The 15,290-nt window shown below is 65.8% G+C and carries 14 protein-coding genes and 1 tRNA gene; 7 read left to right on the top strand and 8 right to left on the bottom strand.

Translation table 11 applies throughout. The annotated features are described in order from the left end of the window. Positions 1-44: 44 nt before the first annotated feature. Genes QFZ54_RS02700 through QFZ54_RS02715 form a run of 4 tightly spaced genes read left to right on the top strand, consistent with a single transcriptional unit; the run spans position 45 to position 5,159 of the window. The gene (locus QFZ54_RS02700; protein ID WP_307084181.1) at positions 45-1,355 is read left to right on the top strand and encodes a TolC family protein; all 1,311 of its coding nucleotides are present in this window, start codon (positions 45-47) and stop codon (positions 1,353-1,355) included. Beyond that, positions 1,352-3,496, top strand: coding sequence for a type I secretion system permease/ATPase (locus tag QFZ54_RS02705; RefSeq protein WP_307084183.1), 2,145 nt, complete (start codon positions 1,352-1,354; stop codon positions 3,494-3,496). The genes QFZ54_RS02700 and QFZ54_RS02705 overlap by 4 nt, the downstream gene beginning before the upstream one ends. Beyond that, positions 3,493-4,680 carry an HlyD family type I secretion periplasmic adaptor subunit gene (locus QFZ54_RS02710; protein ID WP_307084185.1) on the top strand — a complete coding sequence of 396 codons (1,188 nt, stop codon included), beginning with the start codon at positions 3,493-3,495 and terminating at the stop codon, positions 4,678-4,680. Before QFZ54_RS02705 ends, QFZ54_RS02710 begins: the two co-directional genes overlap by 4 nt. Continuing rightward, positions 4,677-5,159, top strand: coding sequence for a MarR family winged helix-turn-helix transcriptional regulator (locus QFZ54_RS02715; protein ID WP_307084188.1), 483 nt, complete (start codon positions 4,677-4,679; stop codon positions 5,157-5,159). Before QFZ54_RS02710 ends, QFZ54_RS02715 begins: the two co-directional genes overlap by 4 nt. Positions 5,160-5,265: 106 nt before the next feature. Here QFZ54_RS02715 and QFZ54_RS02720 read toward each other — a convergent pair. Continuing rightward, a tRNA-Ala gene (locus tag QFZ54_RS02720) sits at positions 5,266-5,341 on the bottom strand. Positions 5,342-5,589: 248 nt separating this feature from the next. Between QFZ54_RS02720 and QFZ54_RS02725 the strand changes: the two genes are divergently transcribed. Together QFZ54_RS02725 and QFZ54_RS02730 are read left to right on the top strand one after the other, a co-directional pair. Then, positions 5,590-6,915, top strand: a complete 1,326-nt coding sequence (locus QFZ54_RS02725; RefSeq protein ID WP_307084189.1) for a DUF2171 domain-containing protein — start codon at positions 5,590-5,592, stop codon at positions 6,913-6,915. Positions 6,916-7,056: 141 nt separating this feature from the next. Further along, the gene (locus tag QFZ54_RS02730) at positions 7,057-8,046 is read left to right on the top strand and encodes an NADP-dependent oxidoreductase (RefSeq protein WP_307084191.1); all 990 of its coding nucleotides are present in this window, start codon (positions 7,057-7,059) and stop codon (positions 8,044-8,046) included. Between the two features lie 178 nt (positions 8,047-8,224). Here QFZ54_RS02730 and QFZ54_RS02735 read toward each other — a convergent pair whose 3' ends face one another. The 6 genes from QFZ54_RS02735 to QFZ54_RS02760 are packed head-to-tail and all read right to left on the bottom strand — an operon-like array spanning position 8,225 to position 13,346. After that, positions 8,225-9,193: a magnesium and cobalt transport protein CorA gene (locus QFZ54_RS02735; protein WP_307084193.1), complete on the bottom strand. Its 969-nt coding sequence runs from the start codon at positions 9,191-9,193 to the stop codon at positions 8,225-8,227. A 38-nt stretch (positions 9,194-9,231) separates the two neighbouring features. Continuing rightward, a complete protein-coding gene (locus tag QFZ54_RS02740; protein ID WP_307084194.1) occupies positions 9,232-10,026 on the bottom strand; it encodes a MetQ/NlpA family ABC transporter substrate-binding protein in 795 nt (264 codons plus the stop codon). An 8-nt stretch (positions 10,027-10,034) separates the two neighbouring features. After that, the gene (locus QFZ54_RS02745) at positions 10,035-10,697 is read right to left on the bottom strand and encodes a methionine ABC transporter permease (RefSeq protein ID WP_307084196.1); all 663 of its coding nucleotides are present in this window, start codon (positions 10,695-10,697) and stop codon (positions 10,035-10,037) included. Continuing rightward, positions 10,694-11,428, bottom strand: a complete 735-nt coding sequence (locus QFZ54_RS02750) for a methionine ABC transporter ATP-binding protein (protein WP_307084198.1) — start codon at positions 11,426-11,428, stop codon at positions 10,694-10,696. Before QFZ54_RS02750 ends, QFZ54_RS02745 begins: the two co-directional genes overlap by 4 nt. Further along, positions 11,425-12,441 carry an LLM class flavin-dependent oxidoreductase gene (locus QFZ54_RS02755; RefSeq protein WP_307084200.1) on the bottom strand — a complete coding sequence of 339 codons (1,017 nt, stop codon included), beginning with the start codon at positions 12,439-12,441 and terminating at the stop codon, positions 11,425-11,427. The genes QFZ54_RS02750 and QFZ54_RS02755 overlap by 4 nt, the downstream gene beginning before the upstream one ends. Then, positions 12,441-13,346 (bottom strand): ATP-grasp domain-containing protein, encoded by a 906-nt coding sequence (locus QFZ54_RS02760; RefSeq protein ID WP_307084201.1) that lies wholly within the window; start codon positions 13,344-13,346, stop codon positions 12,441-12,443. The genes QFZ54_RS02755 and QFZ54_RS02760 overlap by 1 nt, the downstream gene beginning before the upstream one ends. A gap of 114 nt (positions 13,347-13,460) precedes the next feature. Here QFZ54_RS02760 and QFZ54_RS02765 point away from each other — a divergent pair, with 114 nt between their 5' ends. Then, positions 13,461-14,081: a peptidylprolyl isomerase gene (locus QFZ54_RS02765; RefSeq protein WP_307084203.1), complete on the top strand. Its 621-nt coding sequence runs from the start codon at positions 13,461-13,463 to the stop codon at positions 14,079-14,081. Positions 14,082-14,325: 244 nt separating this feature from the next. On the opposite strand, the gene QFZ54_RS02770 is transcribed toward QFZ54_RS02765, so the two are convergent. Next, positions 14,326-15,210 (bottom strand): diacylglycerol/lipid kinase family protein, encoded by an 885-nt coding sequence (locus QFZ54_RS02770; RefSeq protein WP_307084205.1) that lies wholly within the window; start codon positions 15,208-15,210, stop codon positions 14,326-14,328. Positions 15,211-15,290: the final 80 nt, after the last annotated feature.

The following is a 15,290-nucleotide window of genomic DNA, read 5'->3' on the forward strand; positions in this document are numbered from 1 at the left end:
ACAGAGCACGATACGTACGATCGATACTTGCAATGGGCGGCGTGATGTCGATGGGCCTGGCAGGTATCGGCAGGGCGGAAGATGCGCAGACCGGCCCGGCGTCGGATATCGCGCCCGTCGCGACCGCGAACCCGGCGCGGCCGCTGACGCTGGCCGAAGCCGCCAAGGAAGCGTTGACTTGGCATCCGTCGATCACCGAGGCGGCGGGCGTCCTCAGCGCCCGCGGCGAAGAGATCAACGCGGCCCGCGCCGGCTATCTTCCGACCGTCAGCACCGGCCTCGGCAGCGGCTATGACAGCCGGGTTTCGGGCACATGGCGCCCGAGACCGCAGATCGGCGCATCCCAGATGCTCTATGATTTCGGCAAGGTGTCGAGCGACGTCGCGGCTGCACGGGCAGGGACCCGCGGCGGGCGAGCCGAGCTGTTGCTCGCGGTCGATACGCTGATCCGCGAAAGCGCCTATGCCGTCATCGAGCTTCAGCGCGCGACCGCACTCCACGCCGTCGCGCTCGACCAGGCGTCGCGGATCGAACAGATCAGCGCGCTGGTCGGTCAGCGTTCGAAGATGGGCGCCGCGACCCAGTCCGATGCGCTCCAGGCGGAAGCGCGGGTCGAGGCGGCGAGCGCCACGCTGACCCAGATCGAGGCGTCGAAGCGGCGGTGGACCAGCAACCTCGCCTATCTGCTCAATCGCGACACGCCACCGGCGGCGATCGCGCCCGACGTGCCGGACTGGTTGATGCGCAGTTGCTCCAGGCCGATGCCGGAATGGAACACCGTGCCGTCGGTGATGGTCGCCGATGCGCTGGTGGACCGGGCCGACGCAGCGGTCCGACGGAGCCGCGCGGATCGCTATCCGACCGTGTCGCTCGGCGGCGACGCCTCCAGCGACATCGCGTCGCCGTTCGGCCAGCGCAGCATCTATAATTTCGGCCTGCGGGTTTCGAGCAACGTCTTCTCCGGCGGCATCACGAAGGCGCGGCTGCGCGGCGCGGGGTATGAACGCGATGCAGCCGAGGCGAGTGCGCGGCGTGCGCGGCTCGATACCAGCCAGGGCATGGCCGAGGCGCAGCAGCAGATCGACAGCCTCACGCGCGTGATCGACACGCTGGTTTCTCGGCAAGGCAACATGCGCGAGACCAATCGCCTCTACCGGATCCAGTATCTGGAGATGGGCACGCGGACGCTGGTCGATCTGCTCAACGCCGAACAGGAACTTCAGCAGGTCCGCTTCGAGGCGATCAACACGACGCAGGATGTTCGGCGACTTCAGGTCGACTGCTTGTTCCTGTCCGGGCGGATGCGCGATGCCTTCGGGTTTTCGGGCACGACCCTGCGCGGGGTGACGCTGTGACCGCGGTGCTCGCCGCGGCGCCGGTGATGGCGATCGACAGCTGGCTGGAATTGTTCGGGCGGGTGGCGCGGCATTACAGGCTGCCGGTGTCCGAACAGCGCGCGCGTTTGGCCGTGCAATGGGATCTGGGCGGCGACGACGAGACCCGCATCCGCACGCTCGGTCGCGCGACCGGCCTGACCGTGCGGTTCGATACGCCGCGCGCGGTACGCCTGACGAGCTGGCGACTGCCCGCGATCGTGCGCTTTGCCGATGGCGAGATCGCGTTGATCGAGGGGATCGATGCCGACGACCAGGTCCGGCTGACGCTGCCCGGCGACCGTGGCGGCCAGACCCGGCTGACGCTCGCGGAACTGATGGAGTCGGCGACCGGGTTCGTCATTCCACGTCCGTCCCGTTCCGCGCCCGACATGCGCGTCGATACGTATATCCGTCCGTTCCAGGATCACTGGCTGCGGCAGATCCTGATGCGCGATGCACCGTCCTACGGGCACGTCATGGTCGCGTCGGTGGTGACCAACTGCCTCGGGCTCGCGGGCGTGCTGTTCTCGATGCAGGTCTATGACCGGGTCGTACCGGCGGGGTCGATCCCGACGCTGACCATCCTGTTCGTCGGCGTGCTGATCGCGATCGGCTTCGACTTCGTGCTGCGACGGCTGCGCACCAACATCGTCGACGTGCTCGGCAAGCGCGCCGACCTGCGCATCTCGGACCGGGTGTTCGGGCATGCCCTGCGCGTCCGCAACCGCGCACGGCCGGCGTCGACCGGCACGTTCATCTCGCAGCTCCGCGATCTGGATCAGGTGCGCGACATGCTGACCTCGACCACGGTCGCGACGGTCGCGGACATGCCCTTCTTCCTGCTGTTCCTCGCGGTGCTCTGGTACATCGGCGGTGCGTTGGCCCTGGTGCCGCTGGGCGCGCTGGTCCTGCTGCTGCTGCCGGGGCTGCTCGCGCAACGCCGCCTGCGGGTGCTCGCGACCGAATCGATGCGCGAATCCTCGCTCCGCAACGCGATGCTCGTCGAGGCGGTGCAGGGGATCGAGGATATCAAGGCGCTCCAGGCCGAGGAACGCTTTCACCACCAGTGGAACCACTACAACGCGGTCGCCGGCGAGGCGCAGCTACGGTTGCGCGGCGTCACCAACGGTCTCTCGGTATGGACGCAGAGCGTGCAGAACGGGGTCTATGCCGCGATCATCTTCGTCGGTGCGCCGCTGGTGATCGCCGGCGACATCACGACCGGCGTGCTCGTCGCCACCTCGATCCTCGGCTCGCGGATGATGGCACCGATGGCGCAGGTCACGCAGCTGCTCGGCCGGTTGCAGCATGCGCGCGTCGCGATGGGCAGCCTCAACCAGATCATGGCACTGCCCGTCGACAGCGCGGACGGCGACCACCGTATCCCGTTGCCGGCCGTGACCGGCGACTTCACGATCCGGTCCGGCGTGTTCACCTACGCCGATCCCAACGCCCCGCCGGCGCTGTCGGTCGCCAGTCTCGACATCGCCGCGGGTGAGCGCATCGCGCTGCTCGGGCGCAACGGCGCGGGCAAGTCCACGCTGTTGCAGGGCCTGTCGGGCATGCTCCAGCCGGTGTCGGGCGAAGTCCTGCTCGACGGGCTTGCGTTGCACCAGATCGACCCGGCCGACGTGCGCCGCGACATCGGCCTGCTGACGCAGAACAGCCGGTTATTCCACGGCACGCTGCGCGAGAACTTGACGCTCGGTGCACCGTCCGCGTCCGATGCGGAGATCGTCGAGATCCTCGCGATGGTCGGCGCCGAGGGCATGGTCCGCTGGCTGCGCGATGGGCTCGGCCATGTCGTGCAGGAAGGCGGGCTCGGCCTGTCGGGTGGGCAGGTCCAGGCGTTGCTGCTCGCACGGCTGCTGCTGCGGCAACCGATGGTCGCTCTGCTCGACGAGCCGACCGCGTCGATGGACGAGGGTGCCGAGCGTCACTTCATCGAGCGGCTCGGGCATTGGAGCCGGACGCGGACGATCGTAGTCGCCACGCACCGGATGCGGATGCTCGACATCGTCGACCGCATCATCGTCATCGACAACGGCAGGATCATTCTCGACGGGCCCAAGGATCAGGTGCTCGCGACGATGCGCGGAACGCGGAGTGCTGCGGCATGACCACCATCACGGCCGAAGACGACCATCTGTTCGGCGGCGAAGGCGAGGCGCGGCTGGCTTCGGCCACGCGTCTCGTCTGGGTACTCGCGGCAATGTTCGCAGCGGCGCTGATCTGGGCATGGCTTGCCGATCTCGACGAAGTGGCGACCGGGGAGGCGCGCGTCGTGCCAACCAGCCGCGAACAGGTGCTGCAATCGCTCGAGGGCGGTATCCTCGCCAAGATGCTCGTGCGGCAGGACGACATCGTCAAGCCGGGGCAGTTGCTCGCCCAGCTGGACCCGACCCAGGCGGGCTCGACCATGGACGAAAGCGCCGCGAAATACCGTGCCGCGCTCGCCAGTGCGGCACGGCTGCGCGCGGAGGCGAACGGCACCCCGCTGGAGTTCCCGGGCGAGTTGGCGCGCTATCCCGACCTCAAGGCCGCGGAGACCCGATTGTACGACACGCGCCGCCGCAGCCTTCAGTCGTCGCTCGGCCTGATCGACCAGTCGCTCCAGTTGATCGGCCGCGAGGTCGCGATTGGCCAGTCGCTGATTGCTGTCGGGGCCGCCAGCAACGTCGAGGTCCTCCGCCTGCAACGCCAGCGCGCCGACCTGGAACTCAAAAAGGCCGATCTCCGGTCGCAATACATGGTCGAGGCGCGACAGGATCTCGCCAAGGTCACCGAGCAGGTCGATTCGCTGGCGCCGGTGGTGCGTGGGCGGTCCGATACGTTCCAGCGCCTGACGCTGCGCTCGCCGGTGCGCGGGGTGGTGAAGAATATCGAGATTTCGACGATCGGCGGCGTCGTGCCCCCGAACGGCAAGATCATGGAGATCGTCCCGCTCGACGAACGCCTGCTGGTCGAGGCGCGGATCCAGCCGCGCGACATCGCCTTCATCCGCCCCGGCCAGCATGCGAGCGTGAAGGTCACCGCCTATGACTATTCGGTCTATGGCGGGCTTGAGGGGACGGTGACAAGCATCTCGCCGGACACGATCCGGGATGAGGTGAAGCCCGACATCCTCTATTACCGGGTGTTCGTGCAGACCAAGGCGGACTCGCTGACCAACAAGTCCGGGCGCACGTTCCCGATCACGCCAGGCATGGTCGCGACCGTCGACATCCACACCGGCAGCAAGACCGTCCTCCAATATCTGCTCAAGCCGCTCAATCGCGCGCAGGAAGCGCTGAGGGAACGATGAGCACGTCGCGTTCCAACGGTGCGGTCGATCTCGCGGCGCGGCGGGACAGGGCGGCGGGAATCGTCCCGGTCTCGCCGGCGCTTCTCGCTCGGGCGCGTCAGGCGCGTCGGTTGCGCGCGACGATGAGCGCATTCCTGCCGCGCGATCTGTTGGTCGATCCTGCCTGGGACATGATGATCGACCTGTTCATCGCAGTCGCGACGGGTGAGCGGTTGCACGTCAAGGACCTGATCCTGATGTCGGGGGAGAGCGCTGCCAGCGCGATGCGACGGATCGATCGTCTCCAGGAGGCGGCGTTGCTGGTGCGCCATCCCGACCCGACCGATCACCGCCGCGTCCATATCGGGATCACGGCGAAGGGGCAGGCGGCGATGGCCGCGATGCTGGATCACCTATTCGACGCCAACGCCGAGACCCCGCTGCGCCCGGTCGAACCACAATCCTACTTCCCCGCCTTGGGAAAGTTGTCATCGAAATGAGCGAGCTTGATATGGCGAAACACCGACGGTCGAACGGCCGAGATGCACTCACCGGAGTGCGGGTGCGGCGAACCGCCTAATACCAAATTCTACATGGTTTTGGCGCTGGTGGAGCCGAGGGGAATCGAACCCCTGACCTCTGCAGTGCGATTGCAGCGCTCTCCCATCTGAGCTACGGCCCCGCGCGGTCGGCCGCAGGCCGTGATTGGCGGTTTAGCGGCTCGATTTGTGGGTTGCAACCGGTTGGTGAAGCTAGCCCGACCAACGCCTGCATGTCGTCGCGAACCAGCGTCGTGTCGCCGCCATGCCTCTGCAAACCCAGGAACATTCCGCGCTTTTGGCATTTGTAATCTTCGGAATGTACGGGCCCGCGATCGACCAAAACGATCGACGGGGCCGGCAGCCGCAGGACAGCAATTAGGAGGTTCCTATGGTCTACGAACGCAATACCCGAGATCGTCAATCGGGCGACTATTACGGTCGGCCGAACTCGCAGGATTACGGTCGCGATTTCCGTTCCGACGGTGGCGATTACGGCCGATCCAGCGCGCGCGATTACGCAGCCGCCGGTGAGTTCGGTCGCGACTATCAAGGGCGCGACGACCAGAGGGGCCGTGGTCAATATGGTCGCGATCAATATCGCGGCGAGCAGAACCGCGATCAGGGCGACCGCGACTATTACGGCGGTCACAACGATCGCCAGCAGCCGTCGGGCGGCGATCGCTATGGGCAGTCGCGTTACGGCCAGGGCTCGAGCCAGAATTACGGCCAGCAGGGCTATGGTCGCCATGACTCGGAGCAGCAGCGTTATGGCCGGCGCAGTCAGGGCTCGGGCGATACCGAATACCACGGTAGCTACGCGTCGGACGGTCGCCGTTTCCAGGACGTCGGTTCCAACCGTCACGCAGACGACGACAACCGTAATACATCGTACGGCGACCACCGTAACACGTCGCGCGGCGACAACCGTGGCTATGGTCGCCAGCCGCAGGGCTACGACTATGACGATCGTGGGTTCATCGCGCGCGCGGGTGACGAGGTCCGTTCGTGGTTCGGTGACGACGAGGCCGAGGGTCGCCGCAAGGCCGATGCCCGCTATGACGATCGTTCCTATGGCAGCGGGGAGAACCGCGCGTTCGGCAACCGCTCGTCGAACACGCACGACGACCATTATCATAGCTGGCGCAGCACGCAGATCGCGGCGCTCGACCGCGACTATGACGAGTATCGCAACGAGAACCGTTCCAAGTTCGAGAACGAGTTTTCGTCATGGCGCACCGAGCGCCAGGGCCAGCGCAGTTCGCTGTCGCAGGTCGCCGAGCATATGGAAGTCGTCGGTTCGGACGGCAGCCATGTCGGTACGGTCGACAAGGTGAAGGGTGACCGCATCCTGCTGACCAAGAACGACAGGGATGCGGGTGGCGTCCATCACTCGATCCCGTCGCGCTGGATCAAGACCGTCGACGGCAAAGTGACGCTGTCGAAGTCGGCCGACGAAGCCAAGGCGGCGTGGAAAGAGGAAGAGCGCAACTCGGCCATGTTCGATTATGGTGATCGTACGGGCGGTGATCGCACGGGTGGCGATCGTACCGGCGGTGACAAGAAGGATGCCGGCACCACCGGTTACGGCTCGACCACGCAGGCGGGCAGCTCGACAACCGGTACGGCATCGACCACCGGCACGACGACCCCGGGTTCGACGACTACTGGTACGACGTCGGACACGCTCGGCAAGTCCGGTTCGACCACGTACTAACCGTCTGAGAGCATTGGCTGCCGTTGCATGACGTCAGCCGACAATGAGCCCGGGCGGCAACGTCCGGGCTTTTTTGCGGGTTGCGCTGCGGTCACGTTTCGCCATACCCGCAACACGAATAATCAACACAGGAGCAAGTTTATGGCCCGTGCATGGAGCCTTAAGGCACGTCCGCAAGGCATGCCGAAGCATACCGACTTCGCCATGATCGATCTCGACCAGTCTGCGCTTGGCGCCGGCGAGGTGCGTATCGCCAACCGCTGGCTGTCGGTCGATCCGTACATGCGCGGGCGGATGAACGACGTGAAAAGCTATGTCCCGCCTTTCGCGCTGGGCGAGGCGATGCAGGGCGGCGCGGTCGGCGAAGTGGTCGAGAGCAACGACGACGGCATCAAGGTCGGCGACATGGTGCTGCACATGGCAGGCTGGCGCGACGAGGCGGTCGTGCCCGCCGCGCAGGTGCAGAAGCTGCCCGCGCTCGACGTGCCGCCACAGGCGTTTCTCGGGCAGCTCGGCATGCCGGGGATGACCGGGTATTTCGGTCTGCTCCAGGTTGCCGAGGCGAAGGCGGGCGACACGGTGTTCGTGTCGGCAGCGGCGGGCGCGGTCGGGTCTACCGTCGTCCAGGTCGCGAAGGCCAAGGGCATGACGGTGATCGGCTCGGCCGGCGGCGCGGAGAAATGCGCTTGGGTGAAGTCGCTCGGGGCCGATGCGGTGATCGACTATAAGGGCGACGTGCCGGTGGTGAAGGCGCTCGGTCAGGCCGCGCCGAAGGGCATCGACGTGTATTTCGACAACGTCGGCGGCGAGCATCTCGACGCGGCACTGGCACATGCGAATATGCATGCGCGGTTCGCGGTGTGCGGGATGATCGATGTGTACAACAGCGGGGCGGCGACGCAGTTGAAGTATCTCGCGCGGTTGATCGGTAACCGCATCCAGATCCGCGGGTTCATCGTCAGCGATTTCATCAGCCGAGCTGAGGAGTTCTACAAGGACATGGGCGGGATGCTGGCGGCGGGTACGCTGAAGCGGCAGGAGACGGTGCACGAGGGGCTCGAGACGATGCCCGATGCGTTTCTGGGGCTGTTCTCGGGCGGGAATACGGGGAAGATGCTCGTCAAGGTTTGAGCTAAACGTCTTCCATTCCAGCACCTACCCCCCCGGCGGAGGCCGGGGTCCAATTGGAAAGGTCGCGGTAACGGATCGTAACGCCCGTCATTGGCGGCCCCCAATTGGGCCCCGGCCTCCGCCGGGGGGAAGATGTGTGACTACTCAGGTTAGATGGCGCTCGAAGTGGTCGTCCGCCCTACAACCACTTCGCCTGCTTGAACTTCACGTAAAGCGCGGAACACACGACCGCGATCACACCCAGTACGACGAAATACCCGTATTCCGTCTTCAACTCGGGCATATTCTCGAAGTTCATGCCGTAGATCCCGGCGATCGCGGTCGGCACCGCCAAAATCGCGGCCCACGCTGCAAGCTGGCGGGTGATCGCGCCGGTGCGTTGCTGTTCCAGCAGGTTGCTGAATTCGAACACCGAAGTCAGCACCTCGCGCAGGCCCTCGACCATCGTCTGCACCCGCCGCACGTGATCGAGCACGTCGCTAAAATACGGCTTCGCCTCGGTGTCGATGCAGGGAAGATCGAGGCGGACGATTTTGCCCGCGACCTCGCCCATCGGCCCGAGGATCCGCTGGAAGCGGATCATTTCTCGACGCAAGCCGAAAATCCGGACGATCTCGTCGCGGCCTAGGAACGCGTCGATGGTGCGTTGTTCCATGGCGAGCACCTCGTCCTCGATGCTTTCCATGATCGGCAGGTAGCCGTCGACGACATAGTCGAGGATCGCGTGGAGGACATAGTCGACGCCGTTGATCAGCAAGGTCGGCGCGGCTTCGAGCTGTTCGCGGAGCGCCTTGTGCGACCGTGCGGAGCCGTGGCGGACGCTGATGATGTGGCTGTGGCCGACGAAGATCGCGGTTTCGCCGTACGCGATCTTGTCGTCCTCGAGTTGCGCCGTGCGCGCGACCACGAACAGCTGGTCGCCATAGACGTCCACCTTGGGCAGTTGGTCCGCCTTGATCGCGTCCTCCACCGCCAGCGGGTGGAGGTTATACTGCTCCTTGAGCGTCCGCATCTCGGCGTCGGTCGGGTCGCAGATGCCGATCCAGACGAACTCCGACCGATCCGCGGGGCAATCGACTTTCTCGTCGATCGAGACCGCGCGGACGCGCTTGCCATGACGATAGAGATACGCGGCGACGACCGTCATGGAGCCTCAAGGATTACGCTAACGAGGCCGCGCCGGTATCAGAAGGCCGGGAGCACCGCACCCCGATAATGCTGCTCGATGAAGGTCTTGGTCGCCGGGCTGCGCAGCGCCGCGATCAGTTTCACGACGCGCGGGTCCTTCTCGCCACCGGGCAGGCCGACGACGAAATTGACGTAAGGGCTGTTCTTGTCCTCGATCGCGAGCGCGTCGCGGACCGGGTTGAGCTTCGCGTCGAGCGCGTAGTTGGTGTTGATCAGCGCGAGATCGACCTCGCCGAGCGTGCGGGGCAGGGTGGCGCCCTCCAGTTCCTTGAACTGCAGGTTCTTCGGGTTGGTTGCGATGTCGTTGAGGCTCGACAGTGGATTGGTCGGGTTCCTGAGCGTGATCAGCCCGGCCTTCTGGAGCAGCAACAGCGCGCGGCCGCCGTTGCTCGGCTCGTTCGGGATCGCGATGGTGGCGCCGTTCGGGATCTGCGCGATCGACTTCCACTTGCGCGAATAGGCGCCGAGCGGTTCGACATGGACGCCGGCATAGGTGACGAGATGCGTGCCGCGCGAGGCGTTGAACTGGTCGAGATACGGCTTGGTCTCGAAATAGCTGACGTCGATCTGCTTCTGCTCGACCTGGAGGTTGGGCTGGACGTAGTCGTTGAAGACGCGGATCTGGAGGTCGACGCCTTCCTTCGCCAGCGTCGGCTTGATTGATTCGAGGATCTCGGCATGCGGCACCGCGGTCGCGGCGATCGTCAGCGTCTTGCCGTCATTGGTCTTGGCGCCTCCGCATGCGGCGAGCGCGAGCAGCGAGAACGAGGCGAGCAGGGTGCGACGGTTCATACGAAATCCTAGCGGCGGGTGAAGTGGCGAGCGAGCGCGTCGCCGGCATATTGAATGATCTGGACGAGCACGACCAGCAACACGACGGTGACGACCATGACGTCGGTCTGGAAACGCTGATAGCCGAACCGGATCGCGAGGTCGCCGAGCCCACCCGCGCCGACGACGCCCGCCATCGCGGTGAACGAGACGAGCGCGACCGCGGTGACGGTGGCGCCGGCGATCAGTCCGGGCAGCGCCTCGGGGATCAGCGCGCCGGTGACGATCTGGCGCGTGGTGGCGCCCATCGCCTGCACCGCCTCGATCGTGGTGCGGTCGACTTCCTTGAGCGATCCCTCGACGAGGCGCGCGTAGAACGGCGCGGCTCCGACGACGAGCGGCGGGATCGCGCCAGCAACGCCTAGCGATGTGCCGACGAGCATGACGGTGAGGGGGATCATCACGATCAGCAGGATGATGAACGGGACGGAGCGGAGGATGTTGACGATGACCCCCAGCACGACGTTGGCGGCGCGGTTCTGCGACAGGCGGCCCTGGCCGGTGAGGTAGAGCAGGACGCCGAGCGGAAGCCCGAACGCGATCGTCAGCACGAGCGACCCGCCGAGCATGATCAGCGTGTCGAGGCACGCCTGGCCGATGTCCGACCAGTCGATGTTGGCGAAGAAGCTCATGCCGCCAGCGCCGCCAGCATGCGCTTCGTTGCGGGGTGCGTGGCGTTGGCGAAGATGTCGGTGACCTCGCCGGTTTCGACGATGCGGCCGCGTTCGAGGACGGCGACGCGGTCGCAGACGTAGCGGACGACGTCCATCTCGTGGGTGATGAGGACGATCGTCAGGCCGAGGTCTCGGTTGAGTTCGCGGAGGAGGGTCAGAACCGAGCGGGTGGTTTCGGGGTCTAGTGCGCTGGTCGCTTCGTCGCAGAGAAGGATATCGGGATCGGTGGCGAGCGCGCGGGCTATGCCGACGCGCTGCTTCTGGCCGCCGGAGAGTTGGGCGGGGTATTTGGTGGCGTGATCAGCGAGACCTACGCGGTGGAGCAGTGCGGCTACCTTGGTCTCGCGTTCGGACTTGGCGACACCGGCCAGCACGAGCGGGAACGCGACGTTCGCCGCTACCGTGCGTGAGGACAGCAGGCCGAAATTCTGGAAGATCATGCCGATCCGGCGTCGCAGTGCGCGCAGGTCCGCCGCGGACAGTGCCGCGACATCGACGCCATCGACTTCGACCCGGCCCGAAGTCGGGCGTTCGAGCGCGTTGATCAGGCGGATCAGCGTCGACTTGCCTGCGCCCGACTGGCCAATGACGCCGAATACGCCGCGTGCTGGAATCTCCAGCGAAATCCCGTCCAGGGCAGCCGCATTGCTTGCCGGGTAGGTTTTAACGACGTCGGTGAGGCGGATCATGCGGAGCCCATGACCTGTACCGCGAACCGCTCCATCTCTTCAGCCTGCGGGCTCATCTGGAGCAGCAGCAGGTCGAGACCGGCCGCCTCGTATTCCGCGATGCGCTCCTTCAATTGCTCGGGCGTGCCGACCAGATTGGGGCGCAGGCCGCGGTTGGAGACGGAGTATTCCTGGATCTTCAACTCGCGTTCGAGCTGCGTGCCCGACAGCCACTGGTCGAAATTCGCATAGCCCGCGGGGAGTTCGGTGACGCTGGTGATCCGCTCGAGTTCGCGCTTCGCCTCCGCCTCGCTGTCGCGGACGATCGCGTAGGCCGCCATGCCGTATTGCATCGGGGCGCCGCCTGCTGCCTCGCGACGCGTGGCCATGTCGGCGATCTTTGGCGCGATCGCTTCGGCGGGGTCGCCGTGCATGACGTAGGCGTCGCACTGCGCGGCGATCATCGCCTTGGCCTTCTCGCTCTCGCCGCCGGCATAGACGGTCGGGCGCTTGGCGGGCTTGGGTGAGCAGATCGCCTGTTCGGTGGTGTAGAACTGGCCCGCGAAGTCGAAGCGCTCCTGCGTCCACAACCCATCGACGACGGTCAGCCATTCGGCGGTGCGTGCGTAGCGATCGTCGTGCTGATCGAACTGGAGTCCGTATTGCTTGGCTTCGTCCGCCCACCACGACGACACGACGTTGAGCGCAAGCCGCCCGCCCGAGATCCGGTCGATGTTCGCCGCCGCCTTCGCGAACAGAGCGGGGTGGTGGAAGTTGGGGCGGACCGCGACCATCAGCTCGATGCTGTCGGTCACCGCCGCCAGTGCCGCCGCGGTCGACCACGCATCGAGCGCGGGCTGTTCGACGCCCTTGATATCGTTGAGGTTCAGCTCGGCGATCAGCGTGAGGTCATAGCCCCAGCGCTCGGCATTCTGCGTCAGAGCCTTGGTGTACGCCCAGCTCGCCTCCATTCCCTCGTCGGGGACGTTGCGGAGCCAGCCGCCGAAGACGGGAGTCCAGTAACCATAGCGCATCAGCGGGCCTTTTCGATCTGTTCGATCAGGTAATCGACGAGCCGGTCGTGCGGATCCCAGCCGAGCACATCGAGTGGCTTGGCGACGAAGTTCGACAGCGCATTGATGTCGTAGAAGCGCGCGACGCCGTCGCGGTCGTCGATCATCACCTCGACCCCGCCGACATCGAGATCGACCGCGCGGGCGATTGCCTCGGCGGCGTCCTTCAAGGCTTGCGAGGGCTCGACCGCGGCCATCTTGATGCCGGAACCGGGGACGACGCACGCGTCCGCCGGGCAAAGATCGAACGCGCCGCCGCCTGCGACTTCGATCGCGTAGAGGAACTTGCGGTCGAGCGTCTCGATCCGGGTGATCGCGCCGTCACGGACAGGGACGTATTCCTGGACCAGCAGGACGCCGTCGACACTGCTTGGGAGGCCCCCGTCAGTGGCTGCAGCGTGGAGTTCGTCGAGGCTGTCGAAGCGGACGATGCCTGCGCCTGATCCGCCGATGTTGGCCTTCACGACCAACGGGAAGCGGAGCGTGTGCGCGGCGGGGACAACGTCGGCGGCGCGGTGGACGACGCGCGTCTCGGGGATCGCGAGGCCGAGCGACGCGATCAGCGACAATTGCCGCGCCTTGGACGCGTCGATTGCCAGCACGTCGGTGCCGTTGATCACGCGCGCACCGGTGCGGCGCCAGTGATCGAGCATCGCCATCGTGTCGAAGATCGGATGCTCGTCGTCGCGCAGGAAGCTCGACATCGCGATCCGGTTGAAGACGACGGGGGCGGGGGCGCTCTGGTCGGCGGGGTTCCAGAAGCCGTCGGGCGTGGCGCGGGTGAACGCAACGCCGCGGCGATCGAGGGCGGCGAACAGCGGTTCGAACCAGAGCGGGTGCTCGTAGAGAATGGCGAGATCGGTCATCGCTCTCCGGATACGCATTGCGCGCGGGCGTGCAAACCCAAGCAAAACTTTGGCGCGGGCAATATCGTGTCGCGAGGCCGCTGACAGCGCGTGGGCGACGCGGTAGCGTTGGGAATGATCTCCAGATTCGTCACGCTCGCCCTTGCCGTTCTCGGCGCCGTTTCCGTCTCGGCGCAGGAGGCTCCGACCGTGCCGCCGCCCGCCGCGCCAGCGACCGTCTCGATCGTGATGACGACGAGCGAGGGGGCGATCACGTTGGCGCTCGAGAAGGAGCGCGCGCCGCTGACAACGGCGAATTTCCTGCGTTATGTCGATCAGAAGCGGCTCGACGGGGTGACGTTCTACCGCGCGATGAAGCTCGGGGCGGAAGGGGGGCTGATCCAAGGTGGGCCGCAGGGCGAGGTGAAGCGTCTGTTGCCGCCGGTGAAGCACGAGCCGACCAGCCAGACCGGGCTGTCGCACGTCGATGCGACGATCTCGATGGCGCGGTTCGCGCCGGGAAGTGCGACGGCGGATTTCTTCATTACGGTCGGGCCGGTGTTGTCGTTGGACGCCAACCCGGCGGGGACTGGGGACACGGCGGGGTTCGCGGCGTTCGGGCATGTCGTCGAGGGGATGGACGTGGTGAAGCGCATCCTTGCCGCGCCGACGTCGCCGACGGCTGGGGTGGGGGTGATGAAGGGGCAGATGATTGCTGCGCCGGTTAAGGTACTCACCGTTCGTCGGGTTAAGTAGGGAAAAACCTTACTTCGCCTTAAATCTAACCACCCCGGCGAAGGCCGGGGCCCAGTTGGAAAGGTCGCAGTAACGAAACGCAGCGGTTAGTTGGCGACGTCCCCCAGCTGGGCCCCGGCCTTCGCCGGGGTGGCGGCTGGTAGGGTGGCCTATCGTGAACCGAACTTGTTTCCCCACTAAGGCGGGGACCCAGACTGAGCTCCCGCCTTCGCGGGAGAACAAGGAGGAGGGAACGACCCCCGACTCAAGCCGGCGCCATCACCCGAATAATCCCCGCCGCCACCTTCGCCGTCACCGGAGTCTTCGCCAGCACCTCCCCATCGATCGAGATCGGCAGCGGCGGAATCGTGTTGATCTTCAAGCTCTTTCCGCGGAAATCCCGGACCTTCTCATGCCGCGACTCGAGCCGGAACACGCTCGCGTACCAGTTCTGCACCAGCCGCCGCTTCACGTGACCCATCACCGCCTGCACCACGATCTCGCCCGAATCGACCGCCGCGGCATCCACCAGTTCGGTGCCGCCATGATACGGTCCGTTCGAGATCCGCACCTCGACCACCCGGATCTTAACCGCGGTCGGGCCTTCGCCGACGATCAGCGTGAACGGCCGGAAGCGGAAATATTGATACGCCGCCCAGCTGAGATAACCGACTTTGCCGAGCACTTTCTTGAGCCCGTGCGGGACGGTGGCGGCGATCTTCGGACTGATGCCCATCGCGGCGCAGTTCGCGAAATAATCACCGTCGATCATGCCGAGATCGATCCGGCGGGGCTTGCCGGTACGGATCACCTCGACCGCGCCTTCGATGTTGAGCGGGATGCCGAGCGTCCGGGCGAAACTGTTCGCGGTGCCGAGCGGCAACACGCCGAGGATCACGTCATGGCCGACCATCAGGTCTACCAACCCGCTCACCGTGCCATCCCCGCCGCCGAGGATCAGCAGGTCCGGCTTCTTCGCCAGCGCCCGCAGCACGGTCGCTTCCAGGTCCTTGGGATCCTCGACCGCATGCGCGTCGACCTCGTACGGCAGTCCCGACATCGCCGCACAGGCACGCTTGAACAGCTTCTGGCCCTTGCGCGACTTCGCGTTGACGACGAGCGCGGCAGACGTGATCGTATCGTTCGACATAAGACCCCCAACGCACGGTATGCGGTTTCGCAGCCGTAACGCTCGGCCTTCCGTTTTGGGGCCGTAACGCTTGATCCGTC

This window comes from Sphingomonas faeni, from assembly GCF_030817315.1.
Lineage (GTDB): Bacteria > Pseudomonadota > Alphaproteobacteria > Sphingomonadales > Sphingomonadaceae > Sphingomonas > Sphingomonas faeni_C.

What these genes read in the sequence shown, in the direction of transcription:
- QFZ54_RS02700 (WP_307084181.1), top strand. Translation starts at nt 45, where the DNA reads ATGTCGATGGGCCTGGCAGGTATCGGCAGGGCGGAAGATGCGCAGACC.
- QFZ54_RS02710 (WP_307084185.1), top strand. Translation starts at nt 3,493, where the DNA reads ATGACCACCATCACGGCCGAAGACGACCATCTGTTCGGCGGCGAAGGC.
- QFZ54_RS02715 (WP_307084188.1), top strand. Translation starts at nt 4,677, where the DNA reads ATGAGCACGTCGCGTTCCAACGGTGCGGTCGATCTCGCGGCGCGGCGG.
- QFZ54_RS02725 (WP_307084189.1), top strand. Translation starts at nt 5,590, where the DNA reads ATGGTCTACGAACGCAATACCCGAGATCGTCAATCGGGCGACTATTAC.
- QFZ54_RS02730 (WP_307084191.1), top strand. Translation starts at nt 7,057, where the DNA reads ATGGCCCGTGCATGGAGCCTTAAGGCACGTCCGCAAGGCATGCCGAAG.
- QFZ54_RS02735 (WP_307084193.1), bottom strand. Translation starts at nt 9,193, where the DNA reads ATGACGGTCGTCGCCGCGTATCTCTATCGTCATGGCAAGCGCGTCCGC.
- QFZ54_RS02740 (WP_307084194.1), bottom strand. Translation starts at nt 10,026, where the DNA reads ATGAACCGTCGCACCCTGCTCGCCTCGTTCTCGCTGCTCGCGCTCGCC.
- QFZ54_RS02745 (WP_307084196.1), bottom strand. Translation starts at nt 10,697, where the DNA reads ATGAGCTTCTTCGCCAACATCGACTGGTCGGACATCGGCCAGGCGTGC.
- QFZ54_RS02750 (WP_307084198.1), bottom strand. Translation starts at nt 11,428, where the DNA reads ATGATCCGCCTCACCGACGTCGTTAAAACCTACCCGGCAAGCAATGCG.
- QFZ54_RS02755 (WP_307084200.1), bottom strand. Translation starts at nt 12,441, where the DNA reads ATGCGCTATGGTTACTGGACTCCCGTCTTCGGCGGCTGGCTCCGCAAC.
- QFZ54_RS02760 (WP_307084201.1), bottom strand. Translation starts at nt 13,346, where the DNA reads ATGACCGATCTCGCCATTCTCTACGAGCACCCGCTCTGGTTCGAACCG.
- QFZ54_RS02765 (WP_307084203.1), top strand. Translation starts at nt 13,461, where the DNA reads ATGATCTCCAGATTCGTCACGCTCGCCCTTGCCGTTCTCGGCGCCGTT.
- QFZ54_RS02770 (WP_307084205.1), bottom strand. Translation starts at nt 15,210, where the DNA reads ATGTCGAACGATACGATCACGTCTGCCGCGCTCGTCGTCAACGCGAAG.